Below are 14,048 nucleotides of genomic sequence, written 5' to 3'. Positions count from 1 at the left end.
TCACCTTAGCTCAAGAGCTGCCTGTTTGTCTTGGCGCACCTCTCGACGACGCCACCGTTTTGTTAGAAGAAGACCCGCGAACGCGACAGCGCCCAACAAGTTCATGAATACAATTGGCCAGTGCGACAGGTGCAGCTCAGGATCGAATCGAGGCCCGCCGAAAAGCTCCCTGCAGGCCGATCTCACGGACCAAAAGAAATGGCGAAGCAGCCAAGGAGCACATCGGATATGCTTCACGTAAAGCCCACCATTGCCCAAGCTGTAATTTCGATGGAGCCTCTCGACATCCTGGCGAGAGCTTCGTCCGTGATGGTGGAAGACTGTCATGTCAGGCACGTACTCGACCAGGACGTTCAGCTGGAATGCGCGAATCAGGTAGTCGGTGTCCTCTGCGGCTCGCAACGGCGCACCCGCGCCGAGCAGCTCGTCAAAATGGCCGATACGGGCCGCGACGTCGCGATGCATCGTCATGTTGCAGCCCACCACGAAGCCACCGGGATGGACGTCGCGGGTGAGCCGCGCACGCGTCGGCGATCGTTTGATCGTGAATGGTAAATCATTGGGGTTGCCGAGCTCGACTCGGCCGCCGCGGATGACCAACCGCTCACCGGTCGCATAGTGACGCTCCAGGTCACGGAGATAGTCTCGATGAACTTCGCAATCGTCGTCGATGAAAATGACAATGCTGCCCCGCGCATGCCGCAGCCCGGCATTGCGCGCGGCGGCAAGGCCCGGACGCGCTTCTGCAAGCAGCGTGATTGGAATATTTGAGGCAGCGGCCACGCCCGTCACGTACTCGGGCGTGCTGTCCGTCGAGCCGTTGTCGACAACAACGAGTTCGCTCGTAAAGGCAGCATGGGACCGGCATGCTGCCTCAATCGATCTAATGCAGGTCGCAAGAGCCGCAGCGCGGTTTCGCGTACACACAATGAAACTTGCCTGCACCGGTTTTTCTGACTCCGACGGAGCAATTGTCGACAGGGAGCGCGCCGTCTTGAAACTGTGTTGGGCGGTCTGGTGGAATTCTATATCCATTCTGCTCAGCCGATCAGGTCATAACGGGGAAGGACGGTCGCAGCGGGCACGGACTGCAAATATCGGGATAACGCGTCGACCTGCCTGTTGGCCGCGATTGAAATGCCACTGAACCACGGCATGTATGCACCAGGGCGGAGACTGTATCGTTCGCGGCGCCGAATGAGTCCCCATTTTTGCGTGCGGGTTAGGAACTCATGCGTTAACTCCGGTCGCTGTTCATCGCTGATGAGCTGATAGAGAAAGTAAAAGAGATTCAATCTGCCTTCTTCATAGCTCGGCCGTATCGCCTCGGGCTGTGTCGAGATATTCTCTTCGAGCCCCAGGATACATTCCGCAACCCGCTGAACACTGTTCATCGTCACGGCGTTGGCGATGTCGTCGAAGACGTCAGGATTGTCGACCAGACCTTCCCGCTCGAGATTCTCAGCAACGATCTTCAGATGCGTCTTGCGCATTTGTCGCTTGTGCTTGTTTGTGACGCTTTCGCCGTGGATACGGTAAGCGACCAAACTCTCACCGATCATTGCCGCCGAAAAGCGATCCGTAATCCGTCTGAAAAGATCGAAATCTTCTGCGTGGACATAACGTGGGTCATAGAAAAGCATCTCATCCGGGATGACGTTTCTGTTGTAGACCACGGTCGAGTGCATGAAGATCGTGAAGAACTTCGACAATATCCCTAAATTCGCCCACAGGTAGAGTGGATCAAGCGAGCCGCGCACGATACGGTCGCCGATGAGTGTGTCGATACCCGTCCCGCAGATTGCGAGGTGCGGTTGCTCGCCAAATACCGAAACTTGGCGCGACAGGCGAGCGGTGTAGCAGACGTCATCTGCATCCATCCTGGCGACAAGCTCGCCCTTGGCCAGAGCCAGGCCCTCGTTCAAGGTTGCGATAAGGCCACGATTCTCTCGCGAGACGATGGATATACGACCGTCGCCCTTCTGGTATCGCTGCAGAATCTGCAAGGAGCCATCAGTTGAGCCATCATCGATCGCGATGACCTCCAGACGTTCATGGTCCTGACGCAGAATGCTGGCGAGCGCCGCGGCGAGGTATGGTTCGCCGTTGTAGACGGGCAGCAGGACGGAGACCAGTGGAGTGGGCATGGTTCACCTGGGATCAGTTCGTTGACGATTGAGGGTTTGGGAGAGCGTCGCTGTCATCGATTGCACGGTGAGGATGGGCGGTGTCCCCGTGATATTTTGTCCCGTGAAGCCGTAGAGTGGTGCTGCGCTCTTTTGGAACGACGTAAGGGAAGAAATCTTTTAGCGCGTTGATCCGCTTTTCCAGGACCAGCCACGAGATCGAAGCGAGCATTAGTGTGCCCGCACCGGCAATGAGGAGCCGGCCAAATCCTTGCTCCGAGACATTGATGGGTATCCAGGGTTGAGCCTTGACGACAAAAGCAAGAACGATCGCGTGGAAAAGATAAACGCCGTAGCTGATGCGACCAAGAGCAGTCAGTGGCGGGCATTCGACAAGCCGACCGAGATAACCGCCCAATCCTGCCGAACAGTAGCCAACAATCATCACGAGCGGAACGAGAGGGAGGATCTCCAGCCCGATCCAGCGTGCCCAATCCAGCGTCATGGGCATCGGCATTGGTCTGAGCCACAACAGAATGAGGAAGGTGGCGGTGAGCGGCACCCAGCTCATCAACATCCATCGGGGCGAGAGCGCAGTCCTCGATCGCCAGGCAGCGAGCAATGCACCGCATGCCAGTGCGTCCATTGATGCCGGAGGAAGCAGATCACGCGCGAGAGAAGGCGTTCCTGTAACAGGCCAGTAGAAACGATATGCCAACGAAAGGAGGATGACGCCAATACAAATCCGTTCGATCGAACGGCGCGGCGCCAACAGAATAATCAACGGCCAAATGACGTAAAACTGCTCTTCGATACTCAGACTCCATGTGTGACACAAGATCCACGGCGTCCACTCATCGCGAAGGGCATACCAGAAGTTTGAAAGGTAAAAGGCGTGCCAGGCTAGCACTCGTCTGGATTCCTCTAGGCCCGCCAGCCAGACGAAGCCCAACATGCCAAAATATGGGGGGAAAATGCGCAATGCCCGGCGAATGTAAAACGACTTGAGTGCCGCAACGGGTTCGAATTCCGCGGCGGAGCGCGCCTCCAGGAGAAGCCGCGTAATCAGGAACCCGCTCAGCACGAAGAAGAGACGCACTCCGACGTGGCCCCAATAAGAGCCATCGGCAGCAAAAAAATGCGCATACAATACCATGGCGACGGCAACGGCTCTCAGACCGTCCAACTGCCGATAACGCACATTCGACATCGGGATCCTTCAGCGTTCAGCTATGCCGGCAAGCTCCTGGACCGCGCCAATCCTCCAATCAGTGACGGTTCTTGCCAATTGGCCTCCCTCATTGACCCAACAATTAGGCTCTCTCGGGCGTGATCACCTCGATCGGCGGACGTACCAAAGCTCCGTTCGCCGCAAACAATTGCGGCTGCTTCTATTTGGCACGTGGCAGAAAGCACAAGGGTGCTCGCCTGTCTTCCAAATCCCTCCATATCAAACATAGGCCGCACCGTAATCAGACTTTGGTCTGATTACGGTGCGGCATAAGTCGGGCGCGGTTCAATCAATCTAGGTCCGTCGCAATAATGCTGCGATGAACGAGAACTGACCGCGCGCCCATTCGGGCATGACATGCAATAAACGACCGATAACAGCGGTGGCCATTGCAAACATCCCGTCGTTGAGATTTGTGCTAGCGGAGCACCTGCGGGCGTCGGAGACGCGGATTGGATAGTGGCGTCAATGGGTACAGGCACTTCGCATAGCACGACGGCCAAAAGTGCGCTCGGCGCAGTTCCAATGGCCCAGATCATGCCCCCCATTTTCCTAGCTGCACGAATTCTTGGCGCGTGTTACTCGTTGCAACCTATGTTTGAGACGTTTGGTTGCAGCATTTGCCATTTGGGGGCAAGAAATGATCAGAAGACTTGGCTTGCTGGTTTTGCTCGTCGGCTTCGTCGCGTTTGCAAATGCCTTTTTGAGTTCCTGGGTAACGATCGATCGCAATGATTTGGGTGTTTCCGTCGGCCAAACCGGAAGCTGTATTCGCCCTGCGATCCCGAGTTTCTGGCGAAACTATCGCGGCTATCCCGATTATGACAATGAACTGATCTCCGATTATTTCGGCATATATGCCGCCTATGCGTCGAATGTTTATCAACCGATCCCGCGCGAGCGCTTCAAACTTCAGCCCGACTATTTCGGCTGGGCTCCGCAAGGTGGACCGATCGTAAGGCCAGGTGGCTTCGACGCCGAAGTGTACTATCGTCGCGCGGCTGATCGCCTGTCGGTGATGATGGTGTTCCGTGGGAAAGACAATTCCACAAGTCTCAATGATCTCATTAGCGAAAACACCTACTTTACCCAGATGATCAATCCCTGGGATCAATATCGCACCGCGCGCAAGGAGTTCGCCAAAGTTCGCAGGGAAGCCCAACGGAACGCGGCCGGCCTGCCGGTTGAATACATAATGGTCGGACATGGTCTCGGAGGCGGGCTCGCACGTCACATGGCAGCTGCGTTTCCTTGTACCGCTGCCATCGTCTTCAATTCGACCTTCATATCCAACAACCGCCGTCTTGCGGAGCCGTATGATGGCCAGGTCGTTGATCTTTTTTCCGACAATACCCTTCCGTCGAGGTTGGCGATCCTGTCCAACCCGCGCGCATTCTTCCGGATTTCGCGCGTCCACCAGTGGTATCGCGTGCGAAATGCCGGAGACTTCGTCGGGCCGCAAGGCATGCAGAGGGCCGCTGTTGCCATGGCCCGGATCCCCGTTATGTGCCTGCTTCGCGCCGATTGCGAATTGAACAAGACCACGAGTGGCGATGCCCAAGAGACAAATCCGCAAAACACCCGAACGGCTGCGGAGATGTCGATGCTCTATTGCCTCGCGGGTCCGAACTCGGAAGGCTCCAAGAGCGATCTGTGCAAGTAGACTTACTTCTTACGACGAATCACTGAAATCCAGGCAAAGCCGCGGTAGAGCCGCCGCGTTTCGCTTGTACAACCGGTCTGTGCAGCGATCGTGTCAGCTACATCGAACAGATTGTTGCGCGGTGTGACGTGATACCATTCCAGCCATTTATACAGGGCAGTCCTGGTAAAGCCCGGCAGGCCCTTCAGGTCACCAAAATCCACGATATGCAAGGCGCCGCCGCCAGGCGTCAGATGGCTCACAGCCTCGCGGATCACCTCTTGCCATTGCGGAATCATCGAAACCGCATAGGAGATGAAAATCCGGTCGAATTCACGCCGTCCGAAAAGCGCTTCCGGATCAAAATCCGCGGCATCGGCGTAAGCGAGGTGCGCGCGTTCGTCCAGTCCCGCTGCGGCTATTTTTTTGGTCGCGGTAGCGAGCATTTCATTCGAGATATCAATGCCGTAGAGCGAAGTCTTGGGGTAGGCTTCGCCAGCCAGGACGAGATTCCGGCCGGTACCGCAACCAATTTCAAGAATGCTGCCTTTCCCAGGAGGATTGAGGCCCGCGATCATGGGGTCGCGGCCAAGCAGGTAATATTTGCGGGTGGCGTCATAGAAATGACGCTGATGCCGGTAGACCCGATCCATCAGCGGACCATGTTCAATCTTGGCGAGCATCGAACTAGTCCTTCAGCGTGTAGAGGTGGAAACCGCCGTAGATCGACGAACGATCGCGGGCGTGAAGGGCGAGTGACTCTTCGTCCTGATAGGACCAGCGTTCGAGCAGGGCTTCGTCGATACGGCCCGGCAGGATGGTCGGCTCGGCAGCGGTCCGGAATATGACGCGAGCGCCTGGTGCGGCGGTGCGGGTAATTTCGTGCCAGAGTTCGTTGAGCTGGTTGTCGTTCATCCAATCCTGCGCATCGAGGAGGATGAAGCGGTCGACGGATGCGACGGCCTTTGCCGCGAGAAATTCTGTCAGGGACGCATTCACAACGCTCATCCGACCAGCGCGGTCGCGCACGGTGGCAAAGTTGTTGCGTGAGAGATACGAAGGCAGCGGGCCCGTTTCAGCGTTGTCGCTATAACCACGACCGAAGGCCTGCCAGGCAAAATAGTTTTCCGAAAGCGGGAAGCCACAAGCGAGCTTTTCAAGACGGCCGCGCAGGACCTGTGCCATATTGCCGTTTCCCGCGGTTGCAAGAGCATCATATTGCTGCGGTGGGATGCCAAGGCCAAAAAGGGACGATTTCCGCTTCGTCGCCCAGCGAATCATGCGCTTGTCAAAGAGCGGGGCCAAGGCGCTGTCGAAATAGGCGCGCTGTTCCTCCATGGTCGAGGATTTCAGAATATCGCGCGGATCGATGCCGTAAAGTTTTGCCACGCGATGTCCCATGCCGATGAACAGACCGAGCAAGCCGTGGCGATAGAGATCGCGGGAGAAGATCGTGATACGCCGGCGCCCCGACAACATGCGTTTTTCCCAATAGCCGCGGCTCGTGGGGTCCAGGTGTTGGCGTATGAAGCGTTCATAGGCAGCAAGGTTGGTCTTGTCATCGGCCGTGCCGTAGAAGCGATAGAACGCATCGTAGTTGGGCAGGTTTGCCACTGCCGCGAGCTTCAGGCGGTTGAACGCGACGTGGGCAGTATTCAGATCTACGGCCTCGACGCTGGCAGGGTCAGCCGTCAGGTAGGACATGGCATTGCAGCCGCCCGATGCGATTGTAACGATGCGATGTCCAGGGCGGATCTGCAGCGCCTCCATGTCGACTTCGGGATCTTCCCAGATTTGCGGATAGACCAATCCCTTGAAGACATGAGCGAAAAGCCGCTCGGATATCCCCGCTCGCGATAGAAATCTGTTCTGACGGACTGCCTTGTTCAGCTTCTCACTGCGCGGGAGAGGGGCATTTGTGGATTGTCGAGCAAACGGCATCTAATCGAATCCCCTTTGTTGGAAATTCCTGCTCGCCTAACATTTCGATGTAACAGACGGGTGACGGTGCCGGTGCAACGAATTGTCAAATTGATTCAACTTATAGCGGCAACCCATTGGGTTTGCTCGTTCGCGCAATGTGACACTGTTGCCGCATAAGTGATCGAATTCGGCTAATTCCTTGTTTTTCCCACTTTTCCCGGAACGGCCAGCTGATATATGACGTTTTAGTGACGGTTTTGTAACAACCGCCCGCGCATGCATTGTTGGAGATGGCGTTGGTCAGGCAGGTCGAGCAAGTCGAAGTTAAGACAGAGAGTGCCTGGCAGGCCGATGCGGCTGCGACTCAGCCCTCCATGTTTGCAATCTACCTAAGGCACACGGGTTATGTGATCGCTGTTTGCGTTCTTTCAACGGTCCTGGTGTTTGCCATTGAACTGGTATCGCGCGGCTCAATTTCGGAAACGATGCTGTTTTTTCAGGAGCTCTACCGGCCTGCCTGGACGACTGTCGGCTTCTATGCACTGGTGATGATTGCGTTCGATGCGCTTCTCGGACGTTCTCACAATGGACTGCTGGTCGTCGCTCCCTGCGTGTTGCTGTTCACGTGGATTGGAAGACAGAAAGCGCTGTATCTCGGAGATCCGCTTTACCCCACCGATTTTCTGTATTCGCGCCAGGTCGTGGATCTTCTACCCTTGCTCGTCAGGGAACGTCCGTGGAGTGCCGCCGGCATCGTCGTAATAACGATTTTGGTAAGTGCGGGACTGGTCTTGACCTGGCGGTTTTGGCGCCAGCGCACCTTCAGGCTCAACGGCAGGGGACGCCTGTGGCGGCTCGTTGTCGCGATACCGGCGTTGGTCTTCTTTGTTTCGATCATGGATTACAACAATTTTTCCTGGGCAAGGGACCGCCTGCGCGTACAGCCAATCATGTGGGATCAGAAGGAGAACTATGCCCATAACGGGTTTACGATGGCCTTCGCGCTCAATTTGCCCATGGCCGACCTAACCGTTCCTCAAGGCTATTCCTCCGATGCGATCACCGCGATTTCGATGCCTGCGATAGCGATGGAGTCACAGGACAAGCCCGATATCATTATGGTGATGAGCGAATCGTTCTGGGATCCGACACGGTTACGCGGCGTGAATTTCAATCGTGATCCGCTCCCGACGGTGCGTGCGAGGCAATCTGGATCGGTGTTCTCGCCAGAGTTCGGCGGGATGACAGCCAATGTGGAATTTGAGGCGTTGACAGGATTTTCCAACGCATTTTTGCCCTATGGCAGCATTCCCTATCAGCAATACATCCGCCATCCTCTACCTTCGCTCCCCACCTTTCTGAAAAGCAAGGGCTACGTTACGAAAGCAATCCATCCCTATCACGAATGGTTCTGGAACCGCCGGAATGTCTATCAGGCATTCGGCTTCGACGCATTCCGATCGGAGGAGAATCTACCGAAACTCGCGTCGCGGGGACCGCTGGTATCGGATGCGGCCCTGATGGAGGAAGTCATTCGGGAAGCGGACGAGACTAAAGGCCCGTTCTTCTTCTTCACCGTGACCTTGCAGGGTCATGGCCCTTATGAACCGTATCGTTACAAAGACCCATCTATTGACGTGGCGACAGAAACAGGTGTTGCCGAGCGCGAAGCCATCCGCACTTATTCTGAAGGTGTCGCCGATGCTGACCGTGGTTTGAAGAGACTGATGGACTGGGCGTCAAAGCGCAAACGCCAGACGATCCTTGTCTTTTTCGGCGATCATCTGCCACCCCTTGGCGACGCCTACATCTCCACGGGATATATGAAAGGCCGCGTTGCAGACAGGCGCGCGCCGCTCGACGAGATGCTCAAGCAGCATGAAACGCCTTTGGTAGTCTGGTCCAATCGAACGGGAACGAATCATGGCATCGGTACTGTCAGCCCGGCTTTCCTGCCTCTGCACGTGCTTGAGCTTGCTGGGTTAAGCCATCCATATTACACAGGTTTTCTTGGCGCGATCCGTGACCGCTACAAGGTCATAGACCGCCATCTGCTGTTGTCTACAGACGACATGTCAAATCCTGACTGGATCGAAAAACCAGGCACCGACCCGCTGATCAACAATTTCCGGCTGCTGCAATATGACATGATGTTCGGGAACCGGGCGGGTCAGGATAAATTCTTTCCCGAGTTGAATGTTCACGGCAGTTAAGACACCTGTTTATCTCAGGTCCAATCGCAATAGTTCATCGTCATAGGATTGATCGTTGACGCGCAAGGCATCTTTTTCAAAGCCGAACACGGTGAAGCCAAGCCCCAGATAAAGCGCGCGTGCCGAAATGTTTGTGGCCATTACGGTTGCGTGCAACGTATCGACATGACCCCGAGCATAATCGATGACTGTCTCCGTCAATTGCTTTCCGAGGTTATGTCCGCGCCAGTCCTTGTCGACGAAGACGCCCCACAGCAGCCCCTTGTGTCTTTGCTTGCTTTTGGTGTTCATGGCGAACCCGGCAACGCCGACAAGGATATCATCGACGAATGCACCAAAGGCTGCATTGGGGCGGTCATCGAGGCGCCGGCGGACCTCCTCGATGCCGAGTTCGCGTTCCTCTTCGTAGCTCGAACCGAAAGCCTCTGGCGCACTGCGCAACCCATACAGGCGCAGCGCGTGAAAGGCTTCGGCATCGGCGCCGTCCAAAATCCTAATGAGGGGAGTGGCGGCGCGCACCATTGTCAGGCTCCGATCTTGCCGTAGCCGCCGGGCGTTGGCGTTGTGACGATGACGGCCTCACCTGCCTCGAGTACAGTCTGATCGCACGCCTTCAATGTTTCAATAGTTCCATCGTTGCGGCGCACTTCGGTTTTGCCCACCTCGCCGTCGCTGCCGCCATCGAGGCCCTCTGGGGGACGATTGCGATGTGATGAGAGGATCGAGCAATCCATCTGCCTTAGAAACCGGATAGTGCGTTTGGTACCACCGCCTCCCGAAAACTTCCCGGCGCCTCCGGAATTTGCCCGAATGTGAAAGTCCTCAAGCAGGACGGGAAATCGCATTTCGAGTATCTCCGGATCAGTGAGGCGCGAATTCGTCATATGGGTGTGAACGCCGGAGGTTCCGGCAAAGCCCGCCCCATTGTTGAAATGGCCGGCGGGAGACCCTGAACAGATTGTCTCGTAGTACTGGTATTGATCATTGCCAAAGGTCAGATTGTTCATCGTTCCTTGCGAATTCGCCATCGCACCAAGCGCCCCGAAAAGCGCATTGGTAACATGCTGCGAAGTCTCGACATTGCCGGCCACGACAGCTGCTGGATAGGCAGGCTTGAGCATAGAACCATCGGGAGTGATGATGTCGATCGGACGCAGACAGCCTGCATTCATCGGGATCGCGCCCTCAACCATGACGCGGAAGACATAAAGAACTGCCGCGCGCGCCACCGGTTCTGGCGCGTTGAAGTTGTTCTTCATCACTGGCGAGGTGCCTGTGAAGTCGACAGTCGCCCGGCGCTCGCGCTTGTCGACAGTGATCTTGACCTTGATCGTCTGGCCCGTATCGGTCGCATAGGAACATTCGGAATGTTCAGGCAACCGGTCGAGAACGCCGCGGACGCTTTCGGCCGCGTTGTCCTGCACGTGACCCATATAGGCCTCGACCACATCGAGACCGAACTGCGCGATCATCTTCCTGAGTTCATTCACGCCCTTCTCATTGGCGGCGATCTGGGCTTTCAGATCGGCAATATTCTGGTGAACATTGCGCACAGGCCATGGATGGTTGGTCAAAAGCGCGGTCAGTTCTTCTTCGCGGAAGCGGCCCCGTTCAACGAGACGGAAATTGTCTATCAAGACGCCTTCTTCGTCCACGGTCGTCGCCAGCGGCGTCATTGACCCCGGCGCCGATCCACCGATGTCCGCGTGATGACCGCGAGACGCCGAATAGAAGAGGATGTTCTTGCCCGCGTCATCGAAAACCGGGGTAACTACTGTGATGTCGGGAAGATGCGTGCCGCCATTATAGGGTGCGTTGAGTGCGAAAACATCGCCCGGATGGATATCGCCTTCATTTAACTTGATGATCGTTTCGACGGAACGATCCATCGATCCCAGGTGCACCGGCATATGCGGGGCATTGGCCACCAGCGCGCCATTGCGATCAAAAACCGCGCAGGAGAAATCCAGCCGTTCCTTGATGTTGACCGAATAAGCGGTGTTTTGCAGCGTCACGCCCATCTGCTCGGCGATCGACATGAAGAGATTGTTGAACACCTCCAGCATGATCGGATCAGCCTGCGTGCCAAGCGCTGCAACGCGTGCCTTCTTCTCGATCCGCCGCATCAGAACGTGATTGAGCGCGGTGATTTCCGCTTGCCAGCCGGGTTCCACGACAATCGTTTGATGTGTCTCGATGATCAACGCCGGGCCACTGACCTTGTGCCCAGGCCTGAGATTGGCGCGCGGGAAGGTGACAGCGTCGTGGAAGGCTCCTCCGGTGTAGACCGTGCAGGTCTCACCGGCCTCGGGCTTCGAATTGTCCTGGCGTTGCTCGGTTTCAATCTGCTGGTGCCCGCGGCTATCGGAACCCTCCACGCCGACTGCTTCTACGACGATACCCTTGTCGTCATAGATGAAACCGAACTGGGCCTTGTGCGCAGCTTCAAAGGCAAGGCGCGCTTTATCGATCGAGAAACTACTGAAATCGACAGGGATCGTCGTATCGGTGCCGTCATAGCGCAGATGCAGGATCGGGCGTGAAATAATGTGTTCAGGGGGTACGCCTTGTTCGGTGATTTCCGCGATGACAGTTCCGGAGAGACGGTCGGACAGCTGGCGTATGTCGCTCAATGAGCTTGGGGACAAGGCTTTCACCAACGCTTGCTGACGGGAGGCGAATATGGAGGACAAGCCGATACCATAGGCGGAAAGCAGGCCGGAAAAGGGATGGATCAACACGGCTTCCATGCCAAGAGCATCGGCAACGAGGCAGGCATGCTGGCCTCCTGCGCCACCGAAACAATTCAGCAGATACCGGGTGACGTCGTAGCCCCGCTGTACGGAAATCTTTTTCACCGCATTGGCCATGTTTTCGACCGCGATGGTGATGAAACCTTCGGCAACCTCTTCCGGTGTTTTGCCTTCGCCGATTTCTACGGCGAGGGCAGTGAATTTCTGGACCACCACCTCGCGGTCGAGCCGCTCATTCTGCCCCGGACCGAAAATCGCCGGGAAATACTTGGGCTGCAACTTCCCGAGCATGACATTGGCATCGGTCACGGCCAGCGGGCCACCGCGACGGTAACAGGCCGGGCCAGGATTGGCGCCGGCAGAATCGGGACCCGCCTGAAATCGGCCGGCAGTATAGTGCAGGATCGATCCGCCGCCCGCCGCCACCGTATGAATGCGCATCATCGGCGCGCGTATGCGGACGCCCGCGACTTCGGTGTCGAAGGCGCGCTCGTAGTCGCCCTCATAGTGTGCGACATCGGTCGAGGTGCCGCCCATGTCGAATCCGATCACCTTGTCGAAACCGGCGAGCTTTGCGGTTTCAACCATGCCGACGACGCCACCAGCTGGACCGGAGAGGATCGCATCCTTGCCTTGAAACAAATCGGCGGCGGTCAGACCGCCGGAGGACATCATGAAAGAAAGGCGGGGGCCGTGATCGGACTTGCCCTTTATGCCAAGCTCGCGCGCAACGTGCTCGACGTACCGGCGCAGGATAGGCGAGAGATAGGCATCGACAACCGTTGTGTCACCGCGACCAACGAGCTTGGCCAGCGGCGAGACCTCATGGCTGACGGAGACTTGGCCGAAGCCCATTTCGCGCGCAATTTTTGCCGCTATCCGTTCATGCGCCGGATAGTTCCAGGCATGCATAAAGACAATCGCAACGGCATCGATGCCAGCCTGCTTGATATCGGTCAATGCAACACGGATTTGTTCAGCGTCAGGAAGGATTTCCACGGTTCCGTCTGTATGGACGCGCTCGTCGATTTCGATCACGCGCTCATATAGCTGTTCAGGGAGGATGATTTCCTTGGCAAAGATGTCCGGCCTCGCTTGATAGGCGATCTTCAAAGCGTCACGAAACCCTTTGGTAATCACGAGGGCCGTCCTGTCACCCTTTCGCTCGAGGAGCGCATTGGTGGCGACGGTCGTGCCCATCTTGACCTCACCGATACGCTGCGAGGGGATGGGGTCGTCCTTTTTGACGCCAAGCAAATCGCGAATGCCCTGGATGGCCGCATCGCGATAAGCTTCTGGGTTTTCCGAAAGTAACTTGTGGGCTCGTATAGCGCCTTCGGGATCGCGTGCGATGACGTCCGTGAACGTACCGCCACGATCGATCCAGAAATCCCATTTGTCGCTCATAATATTCGTCCGATCTCAAAATTAGTGATTTGCAAAATTTCGGCGAGCTTGCGCCGCCGCCTCACAATAAACAGGCCCGGTTAGCAAGCGCAATCGGCTGCAGCACTTGGATTAAATTTTCTGCGTATGTGTGGTTATCCACACAGGAATTAACCGAAAGCGAAAACAAAATCCAACTTTGCCTTATTTTCGATAAGGTGGAATCGAGGGGCCATCTAGCAATTTCGGAGAGGAAACCATGAAGAGTAAATTTGTTGTTTCGCTGGCGGCGGTTTCGCTTCTGGCGCTGGCCGGTTGCGGCGAAAGTGAGCAGAAGTCGGAGCAGCCGCCGGCAAAAGTCGAACAGCCGGCTCCGGCACCAGCACCAGCTCCGACCCCAGCGCCCGCGGCTACGGAAGCGCCGGCGGCGCCGATGAACGCGGAAGAGACCTTGAAGAAGATCAAGGATCAGGCAGCGACAATGACGGCTGAGCAAAAGCAGGCTGCAGTCGCGACCGCCCGAAAGGCGGCTGAGGATGCCGCGACGGCAGCCGGTCAGACGGCGGATCAGGTCAAGGCGGCTGCGGACTCTGCAGAAAAAGCCATCAAGGACGCGCTCGGCGTTCAGTAAAAACAGTCCCAGTCATGGGTAAGCGGCCAGCCGTGCGCTGGCCGCTTTGCCGAACGCACGCAAATGCTGCGTCAACCGGTCCCGGCAAAACGCGTTTTTCGACACACTATCTCTCTCGCAATTGCGAACGAATTTGAATAAAA

Annotated in this window: 10 protein-coding genes; 3 read left to right on the top strand and 7 right to left on the bottom strand. The window is 56.6% G+C overall.

The genetic code is table 11. The annotated features are described in order from the left end of the window. Genes PHA01_RS09510 through PHA01_RS09500 form a run of 3 tightly spaced genes read right to left on the bottom strand, consistent with a single transcriptional unit; the run spans position 1 to position 3,336 of the window. A complete protein-coding gene (locus tag PHA01_RS09510; protein ID WP_271894753.1) occupies positions 1 to 1,035 on the bottom strand; it encodes a glycosyltransferase family 2 protein in 1,035 nt (344 codons plus the stop codon). Positions 1,036 to 1,040: 5 nt separating this feature from the next. Then, a complete protein-coding gene (locus PHA01_RS09505) occupies positions 1,041 to 2,147 on the bottom strand; it encodes a glycosyltransferase family 2 protein (RefSeq protein ID WP_271894752.1) in 1,107 nt (368 codons plus the stop codon). A gap of 13 nt (positions 2,148 to 2,160) precedes the next feature. Continuing rightward, a complete protein-coding gene (locus PHA01_RS09500) occupies positions 2,161 to 3,336 on the bottom strand; it encodes an acyltransferase family protein (protein ID WP_271894751.1) in 1,176 nt (391 codons plus the stop codon). Positions 3,337 to 3,997: 661 nt separating this feature from the next. On the opposite strand from PHA01_RS09500, the gene PHA01_RS09495 reads away from it, so the two are divergent. Next, on the top strand, positions 3,998 to 5,020 hold the full coding sequence (locus PHA01_RS09495) for a Tle-like phospholipase domain-containing protein (RefSeq protein ID WP_271894750.1): 1,023 nt from the start codon (positions 3,998 to 4,000) through the stop codon (positions 5,018 to 5,020). Positions 5,021 to 5,022: 2 nt separating this feature from the next. On the opposite strand, the gene PHA01_RS09490 is transcribed toward PHA01_RS09495, so the two are convergent. Beyond that, positions 5,023 to 5,682: a class I SAM-dependent methyltransferase gene (locus PHA01_RS09490; RefSeq protein ID WP_271894749.1), complete on the bottom strand. Its 660-nt coding sequence runs from the start codon at positions 5,680 to 5,682 to the stop codon at positions 5,023 to 5,025. A gap of 4 nt (positions 5,683 to 5,686) precedes the next feature. Beyond that, positions 5,687 to 6,940 carry a BtaA family protein gene (locus tag PHA01_RS09485; RefSeq protein WP_271894748.1) on the bottom strand — a complete coding sequence of 418 codons (1,254 nt, stop codon included), beginning with the start codon at positions 6,938 to 6,940 and terminating at the stop codon, positions 5,687 to 5,689. A gap of 278 nt (positions 6,941 to 7,218) precedes the next feature. Between PHA01_RS09485 and PHA01_RS09480 the strand changes: the two genes are divergently transcribed. Next, positions 7,219 to 9,135, top strand: a complete 1,917-nt coding sequence (locus tag PHA01_RS09480; RefSeq protein WP_271894747.1) for an LTA synthase family protein — start codon at positions 7,219 to 7,221, stop codon at positions 9,133 to 9,135. A 9-nt stretch (positions 9,136 to 9,144) separates the two neighbouring features. Here the strand turns inward: PHA01_RS09480 and PHA01_RS09475 are convergent, their stop codons facing one another. Together PHA01_RS09475 and PHA01_RS09470 are read right to left on the bottom strand one after the other, a co-directional pair. Beyond that, positions 9,145 to 9,657, bottom strand: a complete 513-nt coding sequence (locus PHA01_RS09475) for a GNAT family N-acetyltransferase (protein WP_271894746.1) — start codon at positions 9,655 to 9,657, stop codon at positions 9,145 to 9,147. Positions 9,658 to 9,659: 2 nt separating this feature from the next. Further along, positions 9,660 to 13,295 (bottom strand): hydantoinase B/oxoprolinase family protein, encoded by a 3,636-nt coding sequence (locus PHA01_RS09470; protein ID WP_271894745.1) that lies wholly within the window; start codon positions 13,293 to 13,295, stop codon positions 9,660 to 9,662. A 238-nt stretch (positions 13,296 to 13,533) separates the two neighbouring features. Here PHA01_RS09470 and PHA01_RS09465 point away from each other — a divergent pair, with 238 nt between their 5' ends. After that, complete coding sequence (locus PHA01_RS09465; protein ID WP_271894744.1) at positions 13,534 to 13,905, top strand: hypothetical protein; 372 nt, start codon at positions 13,534 to 13,536, stop codon at positions 13,903 to 13,905. The last annotated feature ends 143 nt before the right edge of the window (positions 13,906 to 14,048 follow it).

Origin of the sequence: Candidatus Phyllobacterium onerii (genome assembly GCF_028331445.1) — a bacterium.
Lineage (GTDB): Bacteria > Pseudomonadota > Alphaproteobacteria > Rhizobiales > Rhizobiaceae > Phyllobacterium > Phyllobacterium onerii.
Note: the sequence above shows the minus strand (reverse complement) of the source record. Positions and strands in the feature narration are given on the sequence as shown.